We start from the raw sequence: 20,240 nt of genomic DNA on the forward strand, positions 1-20,240 counted from the left end.
CTGCCGAGACCGCCACCATGTCCGATTCCTCTGTTACCGCTGCGATGTCGATCGAGGCACGTTGCGTTCGCCTGCACTACAAGGCCGCTGATGTCGCGGCGATCGAGCCGGTCATCGAGCCCCTGCGGCTGTCGCGGCGCGCGTCCTCTGAGGTGCTGATCGAGGTGAAGGCGGCGGCGGTCAATCCGTCCGACGTCAAAGCCGCGACCGGGCTGATGCCGTATGCGGTGTTTCCCCGCACGCCGGGCCGCGATTTCGCCGGCCGGGTCGTCGACGGTCCTGCCGAATGGATCGGCCGCGATGTGTTCGGCTCGTCCGGCGATCTCGGCATCCGCCGCGACGGCACCCATGCGAGCCACTTGATCGTAGAGGCCGACGCGCTGGTCGAGAAGCCGGCGAGCGTGTCGTGGGAAGAGGCGGCCGGCATCGGCGTGCCGTTCGTCACCGCGACCGAAGGCCTGCGCCGCGCCGCGCTCGCGGCCGGCGAGACGCTGGCGATCATGGGCATCAACGGCAAGGTCGGGCAGGCGGCGGCGCAGATCGCGAGCTGGCGCGGCGCGCGTGTGATCGGTGTGGTGCGCAAGGCGGAAGCCTATGCGGGCCATGCCAGCGCGCCGGTCGAGATCATCGACTCATCGTCCACCGACGTCGCCGCCAAGGTGCGCGACCTCACCGGCGGCAAGGGCGCCGACGTGGTGTTCAACACCGTCGGCGATCCGTACTTCAAGGTGGCGAACCAGTGCCTGGCGCTGCGCGGCCGGCAGATCCTGATCGCTGCGGTTCACCGCATCGTCGAGTTCGACATCCTCGCGTTCTATCGCGGCCAGCACACTTACGTCGGCATCGACACGCTGGCGTTCTCCTCGGTCGCGACCGGCGAGGCGCTGCGCTCGCTCGGCGACGGCTTCGCCGGCGGCCATCTCAAGCCGTTCCCGATCGTCGATGGGGCGATCTACCCGCTCGATCAAGCACAGGCCGCGTATCGCGCGGTGGCAAGCTCGTCGCGCGACCGGGTGATCATCAGGCCCGATTAGTTCTTTTCGACTCGGTAGCACGTCGAAGCCGACGGATGTTTCGCTGCCGGCTCATTCATCACGTCGCCCGCGCGGTTGACCCGCTTATTATACCGGTTTCCAAACAGGAACCTTGCCACTCCGGCGATGGTTGAAGTTCCGCCGGGTGCCCCGATCGAGCGGCGACCGGCCACCCCGGCGGAGCGGCAAGAGCGGTCCGTCGTGCAGGTGTGACGTTCGCTCCGACCGGAGACCCCTGCCGATGCTGGACAAGGTGAGCGGTGCCGATCTCGCGACGCAGAGTACGCAGGCCCTCAAGACCCGGCTGCTGCAACTGGTGGAAGGGCAGGACGACAAGCGGCTGAGCGAAAAGCTCGCTTTGCTCGACGGCGCGCTCGCGCCCTATGTCGACGAGCTGACGCGGCGCAATCCGCATCCGCGCGCCGAGGATCAGGTCGCGGCGGTGATCGGGGTGTGGACGCCGGTGTGGTCGACCATCCCGTTTCACCATGCGCTGCCGGGCCGGATTTCTTCGCAGTCCTACCAGATCTTCCGTGACCGCGGCTTCTACGCCAACGTCGCGCACCATGCGCCGGGGCACCAGAACGCGCTGCTGCACAGGCTGACGCCCCTCGGCCTCGCCTGCAATCTGATGCTGGTGCAGCGGTTCGAGGTCACAGGCGGGCGGTGGCTGATCGAGAATATCGGCATCGAGGTCGCACGCGGCCGGCGCGACAAGGGCCTCAGCATCGACGATGCCGAGGCATGGGTCGACGCGGTGCTGGCACAGAAGCTCGATCGCGCCGAGGCTCCGAACGCCACCCTGGGCGCTCCCGACCTCAGCGGCCTTGACGCGGCGTCAGCGAAGCGGCTGGCGAAGTCGTTTCAGGCCAAGCCGATGATGGAAAACATCTACCTCGACGACGATCTGCGCCTGATCCGAAGCCAGCGCGAAGCCGCGCAGCGGCCGTCCTACACCATCGGTGTCCGGCGGCGCTGAAACGCCGGCGGCGACCGTCTCGTCGCGCGACCACGCGATGATCCGCCCCTCGCTGCGATAGCGACGGGCGCACAACTCGGACGCCGTCGGCGCCGCGAGACTGCGCAGGCATGGCTGTTTGGGATTTGAATCGATGGTCGCGGTAGGCAGGGCAAGAGGGCAGCGCAGAGCGGAGCGCTCGCTCCAAGCATAACCGTCATCGTCCGGCTCGTCCGGACGATCCAGTATCCCAGAGCGCTCGTTGCGCCGTGCGGAAGTTGCGCCACGGGCGCACTGGATCCCCCGCATGCGCGGGGGATGACGGCGGAAATGGGATGACGACGGAGAAAGGGGTGAGGATGAAGGAGGAAGTGGTGATGAAGGAGGAGAAAGGGGGATGAAGGAGGCGAGGGATGACGACGCAGAGGCGTCCGGCGCTGATCCGAGGAGCAGGGGGCAGCTACTCCGCCGCCACCGCGCGCGGCCGCGTCGTCGCCAGTTTCAGCACGTCGCGATACGACGGCGCTACGGTGACGCGGTCGAGCAGGCCCTTTTGCTGCAGCAGCCGGTGCGCTTCCGGCAGATTGTAGCAGGGCAGGTACATGAACAGATGATGCTCGGCGTGGTAGTTGACCCAATACGGAGCGATCAGCGCGCGCTCCAGCGGATTGGCCAGCGTGGTGCGGGCTTGGCTGAACGGATCGGCGCCGGTCGAGGTGCAGGCGTGTTCGGCGATGTTGCGCACCCGCGTCACCAGCGGCAGCCAAGTCGCCATCGCCACCAGCCAGACGCCGACGAACCAAACCCCGGCGCCGGCCAGCCAGAACAGCAGCAGCAACACGGCATTGGCCGCGAGGAAACGCTGGGTGCGCGCTTTGCCGCTCGCGACGAAGCTGTCGTGCTTCGGCGCGCCGCTGTCCATCGGCGCGAACAGCGCCTTCAACGCCGGCAGCCGCTGCTTGACGAAGGTTTGCCCGGTGAGGTCGCGGATCGCCTTGCGGGCGAAGCTGTCCTTGCTGATGGGGAACGGCGCCGACAGCACCAGATCCGGATCCTCCGGCTGCTGGGTGTATTTGTGATGCTGCAGATGATAGCGCCGATACGCCGGCAGGTCGGCGCCGACCGGCACCGCGCATAGCCATTGCCCGATCCACTCGTTGAGCTTCGGATTGCGGTGCAGACCGCCATGCGCCGCCTCGTGCATCAGGATGGCGAGGCCGAGCTGCCTGGTGCCGACGATCATCACCGCAATCAGCCAGGTCAGCGGGTTCGGCCAGATCGTCACCAGCGCGACGGCGAGGGCGATACAGCCCCAGGCATGCGCCACCAGCCACAGGCCGCGAGCCGAGCTGCGATGCGTCAGCTGCGCCCATTCGTCGGACGTGAAGATCGTTTTTGGATCGATCCGCGCCACTGCCGGCATCGCCGCCTCCCTGATGTTGTTTTTCGGCAGTGTCGGGGAAGCGGCCGGCAGCGTCAATCGGCGCTGCGCGTGATGATGCTGACTTCCGAGGTGAGGGTGCGGTGCACCGGGCATTTGTCGGCGATCTCGATCAGCTTGGCGCGCTGCTCGGCGGAGAGGTCACCCTCGATGCCGATCACCCGCTCGATGCGGTCGAGCAGACCGACCTTGGTTTCGCATTCGGCGCAATCCTCGGCGTGAATCTTGGCGTGGCTCAGCGTCACCGTGACGCGATCGAGCGGCAGCGCCTTGCGTTCGGCATAGAGCCGCAGCGTCATCGAGGTGCAGGCGCCGAGCGCGGACAGCAGCAGGTCGTACGGCCCCGGCCCGCTGTCGTGGCCGCCGACGCTGGCCGGCTCGTCGGCCAGCAGCCGATGCGGACCAACGCTGATCTGCTGCTGGAACTTGCCGTCGCCGGTCTCCTGCACGGTGACGAGGCGCGGCACTTCGGGCGCGCCGGCGGTCGGGGCCGGCGGCTCGGCGTCGATGTAGCGCTGCGCCCAGGCGGCGATCACGCTCGCCGCGTAGGTCGCGTCACGACGATCGCTCAGCAGATGGTCGGCGTGATCGAGCGAGACGAAGCTCTTCGGATGCTTCGCCGCGACAAAGATCTTGGTAGCGTTGTCGATGCCGATGGTGTCGTCGGTCGGCGCGTGCAGGATCAGCAGCGCTCTGTGCAGCTTGGCGATCTCGGCCATCAGATTGTGTTCTGCGATGTCGTCGAGAAACTCGCGCTTGATCGTGAACGGCCGGCCGGCAAGCGAAACATCGACCTGTCCTTCAGCGCGGATCGTCTCGATATCACCGGCAAACAGTCCGGTGACGTGCGACGGATCGGACGGCGCCGCAATGGTTGCGATCGCCTTCGCCTCCGGGATCTGCGCCGCGGCTGCCAGCACCGCAGCGCCGCCGAGGCTGTGCCCGATCAGCAGCGACGGCGCCCGATGCGACGACCGCAGATGATCGGCGGCCAGCACGAGGTCGGCGACGTTGGACGAGAACGTCGCGTTCTCGAACTCTCCCTCGCTGGCGCCCAATCCGGTGAAGTCGAACCGCAGGACAGCGATGCCGCGCGCCGCCAGCGCCGCCGAAATCCGCCGCGCCGCGAGGTTGTCCTTGCTGCAGGTGAAGCAATGCGCGAAGAGCGCATAGGCGAGTGGCTGCGCATCCGGCAGATCGAGCGCTGCCGCAAGTTGATGCCCGCCGCTGCCTGGAAATTGGAAACGTTCGGTGGGCATCTTGAGTACTCCTGATGTCTCTTCGTCATTGCAAGGAGCGAAGCGACGAAGCAATCCACTTCAGTGCACGAGGCTGGATTGCTTCGCTTCGCTCGCAATGACGGGTGGACTCTCTTCGCCACAGATCGTCATTCCGGGGCGCGCGGAGCGCTAACCCGGAATCCAGAAGTGCAGAGCACCTCGAGATTCCGGGTTCGCGCCTGTCGGCGCGCCCCGAATGACCCGCGCGGCGTCAATCACTCGAATAGCGCTGCTCGGCCCATGGATCGCCGCGGTTGTGATAGCCGCGGAGCTCCCAATAGCCGGGCGCGTCGTCGTCGCGGAATTCGATGGCCTGCAGCCACTTCGCGCTCTTCCAGAAATATAGATGCGGCACGACCAGACGCACCGGGCCGCCGTGTTCCTGATCGAGCGGCGCGCCAGACCAGCTGTGTGCGATCATCGCATCCGCGGCGGCGAAGTCTTCGATCGATAGATTAGTTGTGTAGCCGTCGTAGCTGTGCAGCACGACGTAGCGGGCGGCATCGGTCGGCTGGCAGGCGTCGAGCAGCGTTCGTGTCGCGGGCCCCTGCCAGCGATTGTCGTAGCGCGACCAGGTGGTCACGCAATGAATATCGGAGACGATGTCGGCCTGCGGCTGGGCGATGAACTGCGCCCAATCCCAAAACACCGGCTGCGCCACCGCGCCATAGACGTCGAGCCGCCAGCGGTCGCGGCCGATCTGCGGCGTCAGGCCGAGATCGAGCACCGGCCAGTCTTTCACCAGATGCTGGCCCGGCGGCAGCCGTTGCTCATCCGGCCGGACGTGCCGGCCGGTGAGAAATTTGCCTTCTGCCGCCCAGCGCTGTTTGCTGCGGGTGAGTTTGGACTCCGGCGGCAGTTCGGCATCGTCGGACATCGGCGACCTTTCGGGCGGGGGCTCAGCTCGGCTTGCCGAACAGCAGCGGCAGGCTGCGCGGGCCCCGGACTGTGCCCTCTGACCAACGCACTTTTTGTGACGGGTCGAGCCTAAACGAAGCAATCCGCTTCAGCCACTCCTCGATCGCAACCGTCATCTCCATCCGCGCCAGATTGGAACCGACGCAGCGATGGATGCCGAGCCCGAACGCGACATGCGGATTCTCCTTGCGATCGATCATCACGCGGTCGGCCTCGGGAAACACCGATGGATCGCGGTTAGCGGCGGGGAACGACAACAGCACCATATTGCCCGGCTTCACCGGGCAGCCGGCGATCGATGTTTCTTTCATCACCTCGCGGGCCATCGTCACCGGCGAGTAGGCGCGCAGGAATTCTTCGATCGCGGTCGGCATCAGCTCCGGCTCGGCCAGCAGCCGCTCACGGTCGGCCGGATGCGTGGCAAGATGCCATAGCGCCGCGCCGATCGCGCTCCAGGTGGTGTCGATGCCGGCGATCAGCAACAGCCGTAGCGAGCCGAGCACATGCGCGTCCGACAGCGGCTGGCCCTTGTCGTCGCGGGCGTTCATCAGCGTGGTAATCAGGTCGTCGGTCGGCTTTTGCTTGCGGTGCTCGATATGGCCGGCGAAGTAGGCGCTCATTTCGAACACCGCCTTCATCAGGATGGCATCGTCATTGATGCCGAGTTCGAGGATCTCGTGAATCCAGCGAATGAAGATGTCGCTGTCGTCTTCCGGAATGCCGAGCATGTGGCAGATGGTCTTCACCGGAATGTGCTTGGTGTAGGCGGTGGCGGCGTCGCAGCCGTCGTCCTCGATGAAAGCATCGATCAGTTCATTGCAGATCGCGCGCACCCGCGGCTCGAGCTTGGCGACCGCATCGGGCGTGAACGGCGGCAACAGCAGCCGCTTGGCCGGTTTGTGCTCGGGCGGATCGGAGGTGATCGGCGGTGCCGGCGGCGGCGATGCCGAGCGGACGTTGCGGACGATGATCCGCCGCGATGAGAAGTGATCGGTGTCGTAGGAGATTTCTTTCACCGCCGCGAAGGTGGTCGGCATGTAGCAGCCGAGAAACCGGTCGGTGTGGACCAGCGGACTTGCCGAGCGCAGCTCGTCCCAGATCGGGTAGGGGTTCTCGGTCCAGCGCGGATCGGTGTGGTCGAAGTCGTTGACCCAGTCGGTGACGGGTGCGCGTTCGCTCATGTCTGGCGTTTCCTCTGCTGAATGTCGGTGCGGTCTTGGCGCCGCTCGAACGGGGAGAAGGCGGAGTGATCAAGCTTCGTCGATGACGATCGCGTTCTCGGGGCAGTTGGACTTGGCCAGCCATGCCTGGTCGATCAGCGCGGTAGGCACCGTGCCGTCGCCGGTTTCGTGGGCATTTCCATAGTCATCGAGCTCGAACAATTCAGGAGCCAGCGCTTTGCAGCGCGCATGGCCCTGACACTTGTCCTGGTCGACGTGGATTTTCAGCGTCTCGGACGCTCTCAGGTGATCGGACATTGGCGTTTCCCTATCGTCCGCCTTTGTCGGCGGATCTATCGGTGTTGCAACACGCGTGAGAGTAGCACAGCGTGTTGCAACCGCCAGTCCCGAGGGCGCCTACAGGCTGGCAGGCGCCGGGCGCGGGTCGATCGGGGTGGTGCTCTTCAGGCCGAGGATATCCTCGAGCAGTGCGGCGCCGGCGAGCAGGCCGGCTTCGTTGCGCGGTTTTGCCACCATCTGAAGGCCGATCGGCAGCCCGGTTGCGGTGAAGCCGCAAGGCAGCGACAGGGCCGGGCAGCACACCAGCGTGATCGCATAGACGATGCCGAGCCATTCGACATAGTTGTCGAAGGTGTGGCCGTTGCATTCGGCGAGGTAGCGCTGCTCGACCGGGAACGGCGCGGTGATCGTTGCCGGGCACAGCAGCAGATCGTAGGTCTTGAAGAACTCGATCGCGCGCGCCGCCATCGCCACCCGCTGCGCCTCGGCCTTGGCGAGATCGTCGACGCTGAGCTTCAGGCCCTGTTCGATATTCCAGATCACTTCCGGCTTCAGCAGGTCGCGCTTGGTGCGCAGCAGATCGGCCTTGCTGATCGCGAAGTCGAATGCGCGCAACGCCTGGAAGCACTCATGTGCTTCGGACAGATCGGGCTGCGCCTCTTCGACGATCACGCCGGCTTCGGCGAAGCGTTCGGCCGCCTTGCGGGTAACGGCGGCGACTTCCGGATCGACCGGCGTGATGCCGAGGTCGGGCGAATACGCCACGCGCAGCGGCTTCTGCCGCGACCGCGCTGCAGCGAGGAACGAGGTGGCGGGCGAGGGGATCGACAGCGGGTCGGCGGCGTATTCACCGCTCATCGCGTCGAGCAGCAGCGCGACGTCTTCGACATTGCGGGCCATCGGGCCCTGGACGCCGAGATTGCGGTCGATCTTTGCCGCCGGGGTGTGCGCGACTCGGCCGAAGCTGGGACGTAAGCCGACGATGCCGCAGAAGCTCGCCGGATTGCGCAGCGAACCGCCCATGTCCGAGCCGTGGGCCAGCCATGCGGTGCCCGATGCAAGGGCCGCCGCGGCGCCGCCGGACGAGCCCGCCGCCGAGCGCGACAGATCCCACGGGTTGCGCGTCGCGCCAAACACTTCGTTGAACGTATTGGCGCCGGCGCCGAATTCCGGCGTGTTCGACTTGGCGTAGACTACGCCGCCATTGGCTTCGAGATGCTCGACCATCAGGTCGGAGCGCGCCGGGACATTGTCCTTGTAGATCGGCGAGCCCTGGGTGGTGAGCACGCCTGCGACCGCGGTGAGATCCTTGATCGGCACCGGCAGACCGGCCAGAAGACCGCGCTCCGCCGGCGGTTTTTTCATCAGCTCGGCGGCGTGAGCGCGCGCGCGATCGAAGCACAGCGTGGGGAGAGCATTGACGGCGCCGTCGACTTCGGCAATCCGCTCTTGCAGCACATCGAGAACCTCGATCGGCGTCACCTCGCCGGACTTGAGCTTGTCGACCACTGCACAAGCGGTTTCCTTTACCAGCGCCTGATCTGCCGCCACCCTGTAACTCCCCTGAGTTGATCGCGCGGCGGTATCAGTACATCACCGTCAGCGCTTTTGGACCGGATACCAAGACTAGACGCAATGGGTACCCCGGACCGCTTCACAACCTGCCGGTCCGGGCCTTATATCGCGTCATGGGACTCTTCTCACATAACGACTCCAACGGCCACAACCTGACCGGGTTCTGGCTGCTGTCCCGCAGATTTTGGCTGAGCGGCAAGCCGCGCGTCACGGGCCTGATCGTGGTGCTGATCGGCGTGGTGCTCGCACAACTGCTGGTTCAGTTTTATCTCAATTTGTGGAATCGGCATTTCTTCGATGCACTCGAACGACGTGATGCCGGCGCCTTGTGGACGCAGACCGGGATATTCGTGATGCTGGCCGCCACCAGCGTGCTGGTCGCTGCGACCTCGGTGTGGGGCCGCATGACCGGGCAGCGCAAATGGCGCGAGTCCATGACATGTGAAATCCTGGCGCGCTGGTCGCGAAAGGACCACAACGTCCCAATCGATGGTACAGATCACGGCGCCGAGAACCCGGAATATCGCCTCGCCGAGGACGTCCGGATCGCCACCGACTCACCGGTCGATCTGATTCTGGCGTTTCTGTCGTCGGTGCTGACAGCGCTGACCTTCTTCAGTGTGCTGTGGAGCGTCGGCGGCAGCATCGACATCAGCGTGTTCGGTCATCGCGCCGAGATCCCGGGCTATCTGGTGGTCGGCGTGGTCGGGTATTCCACCCTGATGACCGCGCTGATGCTGTGGTTCGGCCGGCGCATGACCAGCATCAGCGAGCGTCGAAATCAGAACGAGGCGGAATTCCGGGCCGCGGCCGAGGTGATGCGGGGCGGGCGTCCCGCCAGCGAGGCCGACGAGAAGGCCTGGATGGCGAAGCTGGCGCGGCGGCTGCAGGAGGTGCTGCGGTCGTGGCGCGAGTTGTGCTGGCAGCTCGTCGACATGACGCTGGTGTCGCACAGCAACTTCCTGTTCGCGCCGGTCGCCGCGTATTTCCTGTGCTTTCCGAAATATCTCGCCGGCGCGATGACGCTCGGCGAGGTGACGCAGAGCGCGGCGGCGTTCGTCACCGTGCAGGGCGCGGTGAACTGGCTGGTCGACAATTATCAGCGGCTGGCGGACTGGCGCTCGTCGGCCAACCGTGTCGCGGCTCTGCTGGCCGCGATCGATGCGATGCCGGACCGCACGCCGGCGACGCCAGCCGAGGCGTCGCGCGAATTGGCGTCGTCGTAAAAGCCCCGCCTGCTGCTTCAGGCGCTCGCGCCGCGGGCGTGACGGATTACGTCGGCGAACCAGTTGAACGACGCCTTCGGGATCCGGCGCAGCGTCGCATAGTCGATGTAGATCAGCCCGAAGCGGACACTGTAGCCGGATTCCCATTCGAAATTGTCGAGCAGCGACCAGACCATGTAGCCGCGGACATCGGCGCCGGCGGCGACCGCCTGGTCGAGCGCGGTGATGTAATCGCGCAGGAAGGCGATACGGCCGGGGTCGATCACCTCGCCGTTGGCGTCGGGTTTTTCGATATTGCTGCCGTAGCCGTTCTCGGTGACGTAGACCGGCTTGCCGTAGCGGCGGCTGATCTCGACCAGTGTATCGCGGAAGGCGTCCGGCTCGATCGTCCAGTCGATCGGCGAGCGCGGAATGCCTGCCGGCTTCGGGCCCCAGCCGAGCCCGACGATCGCGTTCGGATCGGAGTTGATATAGACGGGGCTGTAGTGGTTCAGGCCGAACCAGTCGAGCGGCCGGTGGATGCGCTCCATGTCGCCCGGCTGGATGAACGGCTTGATGGCGTCGCGGATCAGGTCGGGGTATTCGCCACGATACTGCGGGTCGGCGAAAGCGCGATTCCAATAGTCGCTGATCAGCTTTGCCTCGGCGACGTCTTCCGGCTTGTCGCTCGACGGGTACACCGGCTGATAGTTGGTGACCAATCCGATCTTGGCGTTGGGGACGGTCTCGCGCAGCACGTCGACGGCGGCGCCGTGCGCCAGATTGACGTGATGAATCCAGCGATGCAGCTTTTCATCCGCGCTGCGGTCGCGCGCGCCGAATGAGCGGCTGAACAGGCTGAAGATGCCGGGCTCGTTGAAGGTCGCGAAGTGCTTCACCCGCTTGCCGTAGCGCTCGCCGATCACCCGGGCATAGTCGGCGAACCAGCCGACGATCTCGCGGTTCATCCAGCCGCCGCGCTCTTCCAGCGCTTGCGGCAGATCCCAGTGATACAGACAGATCCACGGCTCGATGCCGGCAGCTTCCAGCGCGTCGATCAGGCGATCATAGAAGGCGAGGCCGGGCTCGTTGATCGCGCCGGTACCTTGCGGGAAGATCCGCGGCCAGGCGATCGAAAACCGATACACCTGAATCCCGAGCGCCTTCATCAGCGCGACGTCTTCCTGATAGCGATGATAGTGATCGCAGGCGACGTCGCCGGTGTCGTTGTTGGCGACGTAGCCGGCGCGGCAGTACACGTCCCAGATGCTCTGGCCGCGGCCGTCTTCGTTGGCGGCGCCTTCGATCTGGAAGCTCGCCGTCGACACGCCCCAGATGAAGTCTTTGCGGATGTGCGACAGCACCGGCAAACCGGGCATGGGCTCAGATGCGGGAGGGGTGAGCGATGAGGCCATGGCGAAATCTCCGATTGCTGGTGTCATTTGATACGCCGCGGCGCTGACGGCGCCGCTTGCGTTGAATCAAACAGCGACGTTGTGACGCCCGTGCGGTTGACGATCCGTTGCGGCACGGCTGTGGCGAAAGGCCTGCGCGGCAGCACCGTCATGGCTGCGTTGCGGCCGGCGCGGCCGTTGCAGTTCAGGCCGGCCAGCCAGCGCTGAGGCCGCCATCGACCGAGAAGATCGCACCGGTGGTGTAGCCGGACCGGTCGGACGCCAGATAGGCCATCAGGTCGGCGATCTCGCGCGGCTGCGCCGGGCGGCCGAGCGGAAGGTTCTTCTGCAATTCGAGGTAGCGGCTCTCGTCGCCGAGTTCGGCTTTGGCGCGGCCCTTCATCCGCCCGAGATAGCGATCGGTGCCGACCGGGCCGGGATTGATGCCGACGACGCGGATGTTGTCGGCGAGGCTGCGGCTGCCGAGCGCCCGGGTGAACGCCATCAGCGCAGCGTTGCCGGCAGAGCCGCAGATATAACCGGGGTCGAGCCGTTCGCCGGCCGCGCCGATGTCGTTGATGATAACGCCGCCGCCGCGCGCCTTCATCTGCGCGTACACCAAGCGGGTGAGATCGATGAAGCCGAACACTTTCAGATCCCACGCATGGCGCCAGGTCGCATCGTCGATCGCATCGATCGTGCCGCGCGGAATATCGCCCGCGTTGTTGACCAGGATGTCGATATCCGTCGCCTGAGCGGCGAGCTGCGACAGGTCCGTCTTGTTGCGCAGGTCGGCGATGTGGACTGCGACGCCGACGCCGTGCTGGTCGCGGAGCCGGGCGGCGAGGGCTTCCAGCGCATCCTTGTTGCGGGCGGCGAGCCGCAGGTGACAGCCTTCCTCGGCGAAAGCTTCGGCCGCGGCGGCGCCGATGCCCTTCGACGCGCCGGTGATGAGGACGCGCTTGCCGCGCAGATGCAGGTCCATCGAGTGCCCTTCGGTGAGGTCCGGTTCGGCCGGACGCCGCCGTTACAGATAGCCCTCTCCGGCCTCGGCGGCAAAGCGCGCCGGATCGCCTTCCCAGACGATGCGGGCGTGTTCGAGCACATAGACACGGTCCGCGTGCGGCAGCGCGAAGGTGACGTTCTGTTCGCCGAGCAGCACGGTGATCGACGACGTCTGGCGCAGCTTCTCCAGCGCCTTTGACAGCTGCTCCAGGATCACTGGCGCGAGCCCGAGCGTCGGCTCGTCCAGGATCAGGATCTTCGGCTGCATCATCAGCGCGCGGCCGATCGCGAGCATCTGCTGCTCGCCGCCGGACAAGGTCTGCGCGAGCTGACCATGGCGTTCCCGCAAGATCGGAAACAGATCGAACAGCCATTCGATCTGTTTGTCGCGGACGTCGTCGGCGAGGTGATAGCCGCCGAGGTCGAGATTCTCGCGCACCGTCATCTCGCCGAACAATTCGCGGGATTCCGGGCACTGCACGATGCCGTCGCGGGCAATCTTGGCCGCCGAGGTGCCACGCAGGACTTCGCCGCCGCGCTTGATCGCGCCGGTGTAGGGCAGCAGCCCGGAGATAGTGTTGAACAGCGTGGTCTTGCCGGCGCCGTTGAGTCCGACCACCGAGACGAACTCGCCCTCGTGGACGTGGATCGAGACGTTCTCGAGCGCCTGTGCCTTGCCGTAGAACACGTTGACGTTCTCGACCTGCAGCAGCGGGACCTTGTCGTGAAAGCTGGTCTCGGGTCGCGCCGAGGTCTCGATCGCGCCGCCGAGATACACCCGGCGCACCGTCTCGTTCTTCATCACCTCGCCGGCGGCGCCGGTGCAGATCTCTTCGCCGAGATACATTGCCAGCACGCGGTCGACCAGCGCTGCGACGCTCTTGACGTTGTGGTCGACCAGCAGCACCGCGCGGCCTTCGTCGCGGAAGCCGGCGATCAGTTCGGAGAAGGTGCCGACCTCCGCCAGCGTCAGGCCGGCGAACGGCTCGTCGACCAGCACGACCTTGGGATCGCGCGCGATCGCTTTGGCCAATTCGAGGCGGCGCAGGTCGGCGAACGGCAGCGTCGGCGGCTTCCGCCGCATCACCGCGCCGAGGCCGACACGTTCGGCAATCGCCTCGGCGCGTTCGACCAGCGCCCGATCGTGAAACAGCGCCAGCAGGCTGTCGGGCAGCAGCGCCACCATGATGTTTTCCAGCACGGTCTGCCGATTCAGCGGCCGCGAATGCTGAAACACCATGCCGAAGCCCTTGCGGGCGATCTTATGCGCCGGCAGGCCGGCGACGTTCTCGCCCTGAAACATGACCTCGCCGGCGGTCGGGCGCTCGATCCCCATGATCGATTTCATCGCGGTGGATTTGCCTGACCCGTTCGGCCCGATCAGGCCGAAAATCTCGCCAGCGCGCAGGTCGAACGACAGGTTCTTGACTGCGGTGAGACCGCCGAACCGTTTGGTCAGACCGCGGACTTCGAGGGTGGGAGCGAAGTTGCTGGTGACGGCGTCCATCAAGTCCGGGCCTCACGCGACATGGCTGCTCCGAGGAAGCCGCCGGGGAAGAAAAGCACGACGAGCAGAGCGATCGCCGAGACGATGAAGGTGGCGAGTTCGCCGGTCGGACGCAGGAATTCGCCGGCGACGATCAGAAACACCGCGCCGAGCGCAGCGCCGATCACGGTGCGTCGTCCGCCGAGCACGGCGGCCACAATCACGTTCACGCCGACTGCGACGTCGACTACGGTGCCGACCGAGGCGGTGCCGAAGTAGAACACCAAGAGCGCGCCGGACAGGCCGGAGAAGAAGGCACTGACCACGAAGGCGAACAGCTTGTGCTTGACGATGTTGAAGCCGAGTGCGCCGGCCTGCACCGGATCCTGGCCCGAGGCCTGCAGCACCAGGCCGATCGGCGATTGCGACAGGCCGTACAGGATGGCGCCGCTCACCGTCATGAAGCCGAGCGCGATCCAGTAATTGGCACCGGCGTTGATGGTGATGACGTCCGGAATGGTCAGGCCGATCTCACCACCGGTGAGGTCGGCAAACACCACGATGAAGTTCTGCAGCATCAGCACCGCGACCAGAGTGGTCAGGCCGAAATACGGCCCGCGCACCCTTAGCGCCGGTAGCGCCAGGATGAAGCCGGCGACCACCGAGGCCATCGCACCGATGAAGATGCAGAAATACGGCGACACGCCGTATTGATTGTTGATGATGCCGGCGGTGTAGGCGCCGACGCCGATCAGGAAGGTCGGACCGAAATTGACCTCGCCGGCGAAGCCGAACAGCAGGTCCCAGGCCATCGCGAATACGCCGAAATAGAACGCCACCGTCAGCAGGCCGAGAATGTAGCCCGAGACATAGAGTGGCAGTGTCGAGGCGACTGCGACCACCAGCAGCGCGATCCAGAACAAGCGTGATGTAAAGAACCCCATCTCAGCGCCTCCCGAGCAGGCCCTGAGGCCGCAGATACATCACCGTCACCAACAGCAGCAGCGCCGGGATGGTGCGGTAGGCCGGCGAGATCATGTAGGCGGTGAAGGTTTCGAGATAGCCGACCACGAAAGCAGCGATCAGCGAGCCGGAGACGCTGCCGAGCCCGCCGAGCACCACGATCGAAAACGCGCTCGCGGTCAGCGGCCCGACACTGTAGGACGACACCCCGAGGAACATGCCGAGCAGCACGCCGGCGATGCCGGCGAGCACGCCGTAGATGATCCACACCACGACATAGATGTTGGTGAGCTCGAGCCCGAGCAGGGTGACGCCGCGCGGGTTCATCGAGGCAGCCAGCACCGCCTTGCCGATCTTGGTGCGGTTCACCAAAAGCCACAGCAGCGCAATCACCAGGCAGCAGACCACCGCGGTGAAGATCTCGTTGCGCGGGGTGCGGACGCCGAAGATCTCGACCACTCCGTTGACGATCGGCAGCACGGTCTTGGCGTTGTTGGTGAACAGGTAGGCGATCGCCTCCTGGATCATGATGCCCCACAGCAGGGTGCCGGTGAGAACGAAGATTTCCTTCTCCTCATTGGCGATCCGCCGCGAGCGCTGGATCGGCTGCACCACCGCGAAATAGGTGAGCAGCGCGATCACCAGCGCGGTGGCGATGCCGATCAGCGCGCCGGCGTAACTGCCGACGCCGAACGTGCTCGACGCTGCCCAGGCCGCAACCGCGGCGGCAACCATGATGGCGCCGTGCGACAGGTTGAGCACGCCGGAGACGCCGAAGATCAACGTGAACCCGGTCGCGCCCAGCGCATACAGCGCGCTGATGGCGAAACCGTCGATCAGGATTTGCAGGGCGAGCATTCGGGACCTTCAGTTTGGCCAAATCCGGTACGTCATTCCGGGATGCGCGCCGCCGGCGCGCAGACCCGGAATCCCGAGTTGTTCTGAGATTCCGGGTTCGCGGGCGTCGCCCACGCCCCGGAATGACGATGTGGAGAAGCTTGCAGCCGGACGAAAAATGCTCCCGTCGTTGCCGGCGGGAGCATTCGTTGAAGCGGTCAGTTCGCAGCAGCCTTGATGAAGGCCGGGAACTTGATCTTGGCTTTGGCCACTTCCGGCGGCCACACCGCGACCTGCTTGCCGTCCTGCCATTGCAGCATCAGACCGGTGAGCAGGCCCTTGCCGTATTTCAGGCCGTGGGTGAACGGCTCGTCCTTGCCGTAGAACTGGACGCGGCCGATCGTGCCTTCGTAATCGGTCTTTTCCAGCGCCTCGACCAGCTTCTCGCCGTCGGTAGAGCCGGCGCGCTTCACCGCTTCGGCGATGTAATAGACCTCGTCATAGGCCGTGTAACCGGCGTAAGATGGATAGTTGCCGTACTTCTTCTTGAAGTTCTCGGCGAACGGCACCGACTTCGACGTCACCGCGACGCCGGGGCCCGACACGCCTTGATACAGCACGCCATCGGACGCGTTGTTGGTGTCCTTGCCGAAGGTCTCGTTGGTGGCCTGGGAGGAGATGCCGAACATCGGGATCGGCACCTGCTGGTTCTTCCACTGCACCGTCGGCTGCACGCCGACATGCGAGATGCCGGTGATGATCACGTCCGGCTTCGAGCCTTCGATCTTATTGAAGATCGGCGTGAAATCGGTGGTGTCGGGCGAGAACCGAATGTGGTCGAGCACCTTGAGCCCGACCTTCGGCAGGCACTCCTGGTAGCCGACGTCGAGCGGCTTGGTCCAGGCGGCGTCCTCGCTCATGATCACGGCCGTCTTCATCTGCCGGGCGTCGACCAGCAGATCCTTCGCGGCATCGCACACCGACTGGGCGAGCTCGCCCGAGGTCAGATAGCCGTGGAAGGTGTATTTGTTCTTTTCGTAGTCCTTGTTGACCGCCTTGGTGATCTCGTTCGACGCTGCGCCCGGCGTCACGAACGGCGTTTTTAGCCGCGACGCCCAGGGCATCAGCGCCAGCACAACTTCCGAGATGTAGCTGGCGATCACCACGTTGACCTTGTCCTCATTCACAGCGCGCTGGAAGGCGCGCACGGAATCGGCGGACGACGAGTGGTTGTCGTAGCTGACGATCTCGATCTTGCGGCCGTCGATGCCGCCTTTGGCGTTGATTTCTTCAGCGGCGAGCTGCGCGGCCTGCGGAATCGACGCGCCGGCGATCGCCTGCGCTTCGGCGATCACGCCGATCTTGATCGGGTCGGCTGCGAGTGCCGACGAAGCTCCGAATCCGAGCGCAGTCGCGGCGACCATAGCGCGCATCGACCACGAACGGACATTCGAGGGGGCTGGAGACATGGCGTTTCCTCTTTATTGTCTTTGTTTGGTGGCGCGTTGGCCGGCGGCTTGTTGATCAGCCACGAAAAGTGTAGCGCGCGTTTTGTCGCAGGCAAGCACAATGCTTTCGCATTCACGCGGATTCGCTATGTGCAGCGCAGCGTTGAACGCCAGCGTACTTTGGGCCAGATGAAGCCGCGCCACGCGCGACACAAAGGGGAACCGAATTGAATCAGAGCAAGGATCAGTATCGCATCGCCGTGATCGCAGGCGACGGCATCGGCAAGGAAGTGATGCCGGAAGGACTGCGTGTGCTCGAAGCCGCGGCGAAGAAACATCGGGTCAAACTGGTGTTCGACCATTTCGATTTCGCCAGCTACGACTATTACGAAAAGCACGGCCAGATGATGCCGGACGACTGGAAGGAGAAGATCGGCGGGCATGATGCGATCTTCTTCGGCGCCGTCGGCTGGCCGGCGAAGATTCCGGATCACATTTCGCTGTGGGGTTCGCTGATCAAGTTCCGCCGCGAGTTCGATCAGTACGTCAACCTGCGTCCCGTGCGGCTGATGCCCGGGGTGCCGTCGCCGCTCGCCGGCCGCCAGCCGGGCGATATCGATTTCTGGGTGGTGCGCGAGAACACCGAGGGCGAATACTCGTCGGTCGGCGGCCGGATGTTCCCGGACACCGAGCGTGAGTTCGTCACCCAGCAGTCGGTGATGACCCGTGTCGGCGTCGATCGCATTCTAAAGTTCGCGTTCGAGCTGGCGCAGTCGCGGCCGAAGCGGCATCTCACCTCAGCCACCAAGTCGAACGGCATCTCGATCACGATGCCGTATTGGGACGAACGCGTCGAAGCGGTGGCGAAGAGCTACCCGGAGGTGAAGTGGGACAAGTACCACATCGACATCCTCACGGCGCACTTCGTGCTGCATCCGGACTGGTTCGACGTGGTGGTCGGCTCCAATTTGTTCGGCGACATCCTGTCCGACCTCGGCCCGGCCTGCACCGGCACCATCGGCATTGCCCCGTCGGGTAACATCAATCCGGAAGGCGACTTCCCGAGCGTGTTCGAGCCGGTGCACGGCTCGGCGCCGGATATCGCCGGCCAAGGCATCGCCAATCCGATCGGGATGATCTGGTCGGGCGCGATGATGCTGGAGCACCTCGGCGAGAAGCAGGCGGCGGATTCGATCGTCAAGGCGATCGAACGCACCTTGGAGGAGCGCACGCTCCGCACCCGTGATCTCGGCGGTCAGGCCGACACCTCGGCCTGTGGCAAGGGCGTGGCCGAGATGGTGGAGTAAGCGCTCCGCTGTGGAGCACGCAGAAGCCGGCGTCAGCGGGTCGGTGACGCCCCTGCTGCGCTGGCCCGGACCAGCGTCATCGGCTTGCGGACGCGCCGTCGCTGCCGGATCTGCGGCGGCTGCCGGAGCGGGCGGCGCGGCTTCAGCGCGATCGCGTAGCCGGGCTTGCGGCTGGGCAGCGGCGAAAGTGGACGAGTCCGATTGCGCGTCGTTTTACGCTGCTGACGCTTGCTTGCCGCCTTACGGGCGCCACGCGCGACGGGCCTGCGGTTTTGCGACGGCCGCGGCTTGGTGACCTCCCGCGGCCGCGGCGCGACGATGCGGGTCGACGTCCGCAGCAGGAGCGGGGCCGGCTCAGCTGCCGGCTGAACCGGCGTCATGACCGGAGCCAGCACTGCCGAGCTCTGCGTGTTGTTGGGCGGAGGAAGCGGAGTGTTGCGGTTCGCGTGTGCCGAGACGTCTGCGCCGGCATCGTGAATTCGCACTACGCGTCGCGGCGGCGTGGGGCCGTCGCGGTGGATGCTGAACGCGAGATAGGCTGCAATTACGACAGCCACGAGCAAGGTGATCGGCGCGCCGACCATCAGCGTGCTGGCCATCACGATCATCGCGACCGCAGCCGCCTTCAACAGCTTGTCGCTATCGTTGAACAACCGCTCCAGCCACAGCCAATTACTGCGGGTCCAGATCGGCGGATCGAACCGAATGCCGAACGCGGCCCGCGCCTGGGCGAAGCCCAGTTCTCGCGCGGAGAGCAAGTACCAGGTAACGAAGAAGGCCAGCAGGAACGCCAGCGTGCCGACGAGGCCGGCGGCAGAACCGATGATGATGACCAGAGCGAGGGCGAAGACCGCGTACCAATCCTTCATGGGAATGACTCCGTGCGATTCGCTAAATATCGCACAGACTTAGTTCGCGTGCCGTTGATTCGGATCAGGCAGAGGCGCCAGCTCTCGCGGAGGCGGGCCGCCTATCCCGCATTCTGCGGTAATTGATTGCCGTTGTTAGGACTTAGCTTGCGGCTGCGATCCGCCGGCAATGCGCGCGCGCCGCCTCGATCAGGTTCTCGCTCGCCTCCGGGGTACGGAAGGCCGAATGCGCCGAGAGCGTCACGTTAGGCAGCGCCGTGAGGGGATGGTCGGCGGGCAGCGGCTCGATGTCGAACACGTCGAGCGCCGCGTGGCGGAGGTGACCCGAGCGCAGCGCGTCGATCATCGCGGCCTCATCGACGAGGGCGCCGCGCGCGGTGTTGACCAGGATCGCGCCCGGCCGCATCGCGGCGATCCGCTGGCGCGACAGGAACCCGCGGGTCTCGTCATTGAGCAACAGATGCATCGAAACGACGTGGCTGTCGCGCAGCAGGGTGTCGAGATCGACGAAGCTGACGCCGTCGATCTGCTTCGTGCTCCTGTTCCAGGCGATCACCTTCATGCCCGAGCCGTAAGCGATCCGCGCTACTTCGGCGCCGATGCCGCCGAAGCCGATCAGGCCGAGGGTCTTGCCGGTGAGCTGCATGCCGTCTTCACGCAGCCATTGCCCGTGCCGCATCTCGCGATCCATGATCGCAAGATTACGGGCCGCCGCCCACATCAGCGCGATGGCCCCTTCTGCAACCGCGGTGTCGCCGTAGCCGCGGATCAGGTGAACCTCGATGCCGAGCTCGGCGAGCTCTTCGACGTTCATATAGCTCCGGGCGCCGGTGCCGAGAAACACGACGTGCTTCAGCCCGCTGCAGCGCCGGGCGATTTCGGTCGGCAGATAGGTGTGGTCGATCATCGCGATGGCGGCGCCGGCCAGCACATCCGGCAATTGCTCGGGTATGACGTCCGGGTTGCGGTGGATCTTCACCGGTGGATCGCCGGGCGTCGCCATGCGCTCCATCAGCTCGGCGAGCGTATCGCTGGCGTCGACGAACACCGCGTGCATTGT

The 20,240-nt window shown here is 65.4% G+C and carries 18 protein-coding genes; 4 read left to right on the forward strand and 14 right to left on the reverse strand.

The features are described 5' to 3' along the window. The first annotated feature begins 17 nt into the window (after positions 1-17). The gene (locus RPPS3_RS08635; RefSeq protein WP_107343705.1) at positions 18-1,034 is read left to right on the forward strand and encodes a quinone oxidoreductase family protein; all 1,017 of its coding nucleotides are present in this window, start codon (positions 18-20) and stop codon (positions 1,032-1,034) included. A 241-nt stretch (positions 1,035-1,275) separates the two neighbouring features. Then, positions 1,276-2,013: a hypothetical protein gene (locus RPPS3_RS08640; RefSeq protein WP_107343706.1), complete on the forward strand. Its 738-nt coding sequence runs from the start codon at positions 1,276-1,278 to the stop codon at positions 2,011-2,013. 439 nt (positions 2,014-2,452) lie between these two features. Here the strand turns inward: RPPS3_RS08640 and RPPS3_RS08645 are convergent, their stop codons facing one another. The 6 genes from RPPS3_RS08645 to RPPS3_RS08670 all read right to left on the reverse strand — a co-directional run bounded on the left by RPPS3_RS08645 (position 2,453) and on the right by RPPS3_RS08670 (position 8,642). Continuing rightward, positions 2,453-3,415: a fatty acid desaturase family protein gene (locus RPPS3_RS08645; protein ID WP_107346512.1), complete on the reverse strand. Its 963-nt coding sequence runs from the start codon at positions 3,413-3,415 to the stop codon at positions 2,453-2,455. Positions 3,416-3,468: 53 nt separating this feature from the next. Then, positions 3,469-4,692: a bifunctional alpha/beta hydrolase/OsmC family protein gene (locus tag RPPS3_RS08650; RefSeq protein ID WP_107343707.1), complete on the reverse strand. Its 1,224-nt coding sequence runs from the start codon at positions 4,690-4,692 to the stop codon at positions 3,469-3,471. 232 nt (positions 4,693-4,924) lie between these two features. Continuing rightward, positions 4,925-5,590, reverse strand: a complete 666-nt coding sequence (locus tag RPPS3_RS08655) for a sulfite oxidase-like oxidoreductase (protein WP_107343708.1) — start codon at positions 5,588-5,590, stop codon at positions 4,925-4,927. A 22-nt stretch (positions 5,591-5,612) separates the two neighbouring features. Beyond that, positions 5,613-6,812 carry a cytochrome P450 gene (locus tag RPPS3_RS08660; RefSeq protein WP_107343709.1) on the reverse strand — a complete coding sequence of 400 codons (1,200 nt, stop codon included), beginning with the start codon at positions 6,810-6,812 and terminating at the stop codon, positions 5,613-5,615. A 69-nt stretch (positions 6,813-6,881) separates the two neighbouring features. Continuing rightward, the gene (locus tag RPPS3_RS08665) at positions 6,882-7,109 is read right to left on the reverse strand and encodes a ferredoxin (RefSeq protein ID WP_107343710.1); all 228 of its coding nucleotides are present in this window, start codon (positions 7,107-7,109) and stop codon (positions 6,882-6,884) included. A gap of 99 nt (positions 7,110-7,208) precedes the next feature. Further along, on the reverse strand, positions 7,209-8,642 hold the full coding sequence (locus RPPS3_RS08670) for an amidase (protein WP_107343711.1): 1,434 nt from the start codon (positions 8,640-8,642) through the stop codon (positions 7,209-7,211). Between the two features lie 137 nt (positions 8,643-8,779). Between RPPS3_RS08670 and RPPS3_RS08675 the strand changes: the two genes are divergently transcribed. Continuing rightward, positions 8,780-9,892: an SbmA/BacA-like family transporter gene (locus RPPS3_RS08675; RefSeq protein WP_107343712.1), complete on the forward strand. Its 1,113-nt coding sequence runs from the start codon at positions 8,780-8,782 to the stop codon at positions 9,890-9,892. Between the two features lie 17 nt (positions 9,893-9,909). On the opposite strand, the gene RPPS3_RS08680 is transcribed toward RPPS3_RS08675, so the two are convergent. The 6 genes from RPPS3_RS08680 to RPPS3_RS08705 all read right to left on the reverse strand — a co-directional run bounded on the left by RPPS3_RS08680 (position 9,910) and on the right by RPPS3_RS08705 (position 16,989). Next, the gene (locus RPPS3_RS08680; RefSeq protein WP_107343713.1) at positions 9,910-11,286 is read right to left on the reverse strand and encodes a GH1 family beta-glucosidase; all 1,377 of its coding nucleotides are present in this window, start codon (positions 11,284-11,286) and stop codon (positions 9,910-9,912) included. A gap of 184 nt (positions 11,287-11,470) precedes the next feature. Further along, entirely contained in the window at positions 11,471-12,250 is a 780-nt protein-coding gene (locus RPPS3_RS08685; RefSeq protein ID WP_107343714.1) for an SDR family oxidoreductase, read from the reverse strand. A 42-nt stretch (positions 12,251-12,292) separates the two neighbouring features. Beyond that, positions 12,293-13,777 (reverse strand): ATP-binding cassette domain-containing protein, encoded by a 1,485-nt coding sequence (locus RPPS3_RS08690; RefSeq protein ID WP_199852200.1) that lies wholly within the window; start codon positions 13,775-13,777, stop codon positions 12,293-12,295. After that, complete coding sequence (locus RPPS3_RS08695; RefSeq protein WP_107343716.1) at positions 13,777-14,700, reverse strand: branched-chain amino acid ABC transporter permease; 924 nt, start codon at positions 14,698-14,700, stop codon at positions 13,777-13,779. The genes RPPS3_RS08690 and RPPS3_RS08695 overlap by 1 nt, the downstream gene beginning before the upstream one ends. Before the next feature lies 1 nt (position 14,701). Next, a complete protein-coding gene (locus RPPS3_RS08700) occupies positions 14,702-15,577 on the reverse strand; it encodes a branched-chain amino acid ABC transporter permease (protein WP_107343717.1) in 876 nt (291 codons plus the stop codon). A 197-nt stretch (positions 15,578-15,774) separates the two neighbouring features. Further along, complete coding sequence (locus tag RPPS3_RS08705) at positions 15,775-16,989, reverse strand: ABC transporter substrate-binding protein (RefSeq protein ID WP_234820215.1); 1,215 nt, start codon at positions 16,987-16,989, stop codon at positions 15,775-15,777. 308 nt (positions 16,990-17,297) lie between these two features. Here RPPS3_RS08705 and RPPS3_RS08710 point away from each other — a divergent pair, with 308 nt between their 5' ends. Next, complete coding sequence (locus RPPS3_RS08710) at positions 17,298-18,311, forward strand: tartrate dehydrogenase (RefSeq protein WP_234820217.1); 1,014 nt, start codon at positions 17,298-17,300, stop codon at positions 18,309-18,311. Positions 18,312-18,343: 32 nt separating this feature from the next. Here RPPS3_RS08710 and RPPS3_RS08715 read toward each other — a convergent pair whose 3' ends face one another. After that, a complete protein-coding gene (locus RPPS3_RS08715; protein ID WP_107343720.1) occupies positions 18,344-19,180 on the reverse strand; it encodes a hypothetical protein in 837 nt (278 codons plus the stop codon). Between the two features lie 142 nt (positions 19,181-19,322). Then, positions 19,323-20,237, reverse strand: a complete 915-nt coding sequence (locus tag RPPS3_RS08720) for an NAD(P)-dependent oxidoreductase (protein ID WP_107343721.1) — start codon at positions 20,235-20,237, stop codon at positions 19,323-19,325. Positions 20,238-20,240: the final 3 nt, after the last annotated feature.

Origin of the sequence: Rhodopseudomonas palustris (assembly GCF_003031265.1) — a bacterium.
Classification (GTDB): Bacteria; Pseudomonadota; Alphaproteobacteria; order Rhizobiales; family Xanthobacteraceae; genus Rhodopseudomonas; species Rhodopseudomonas palustris_H.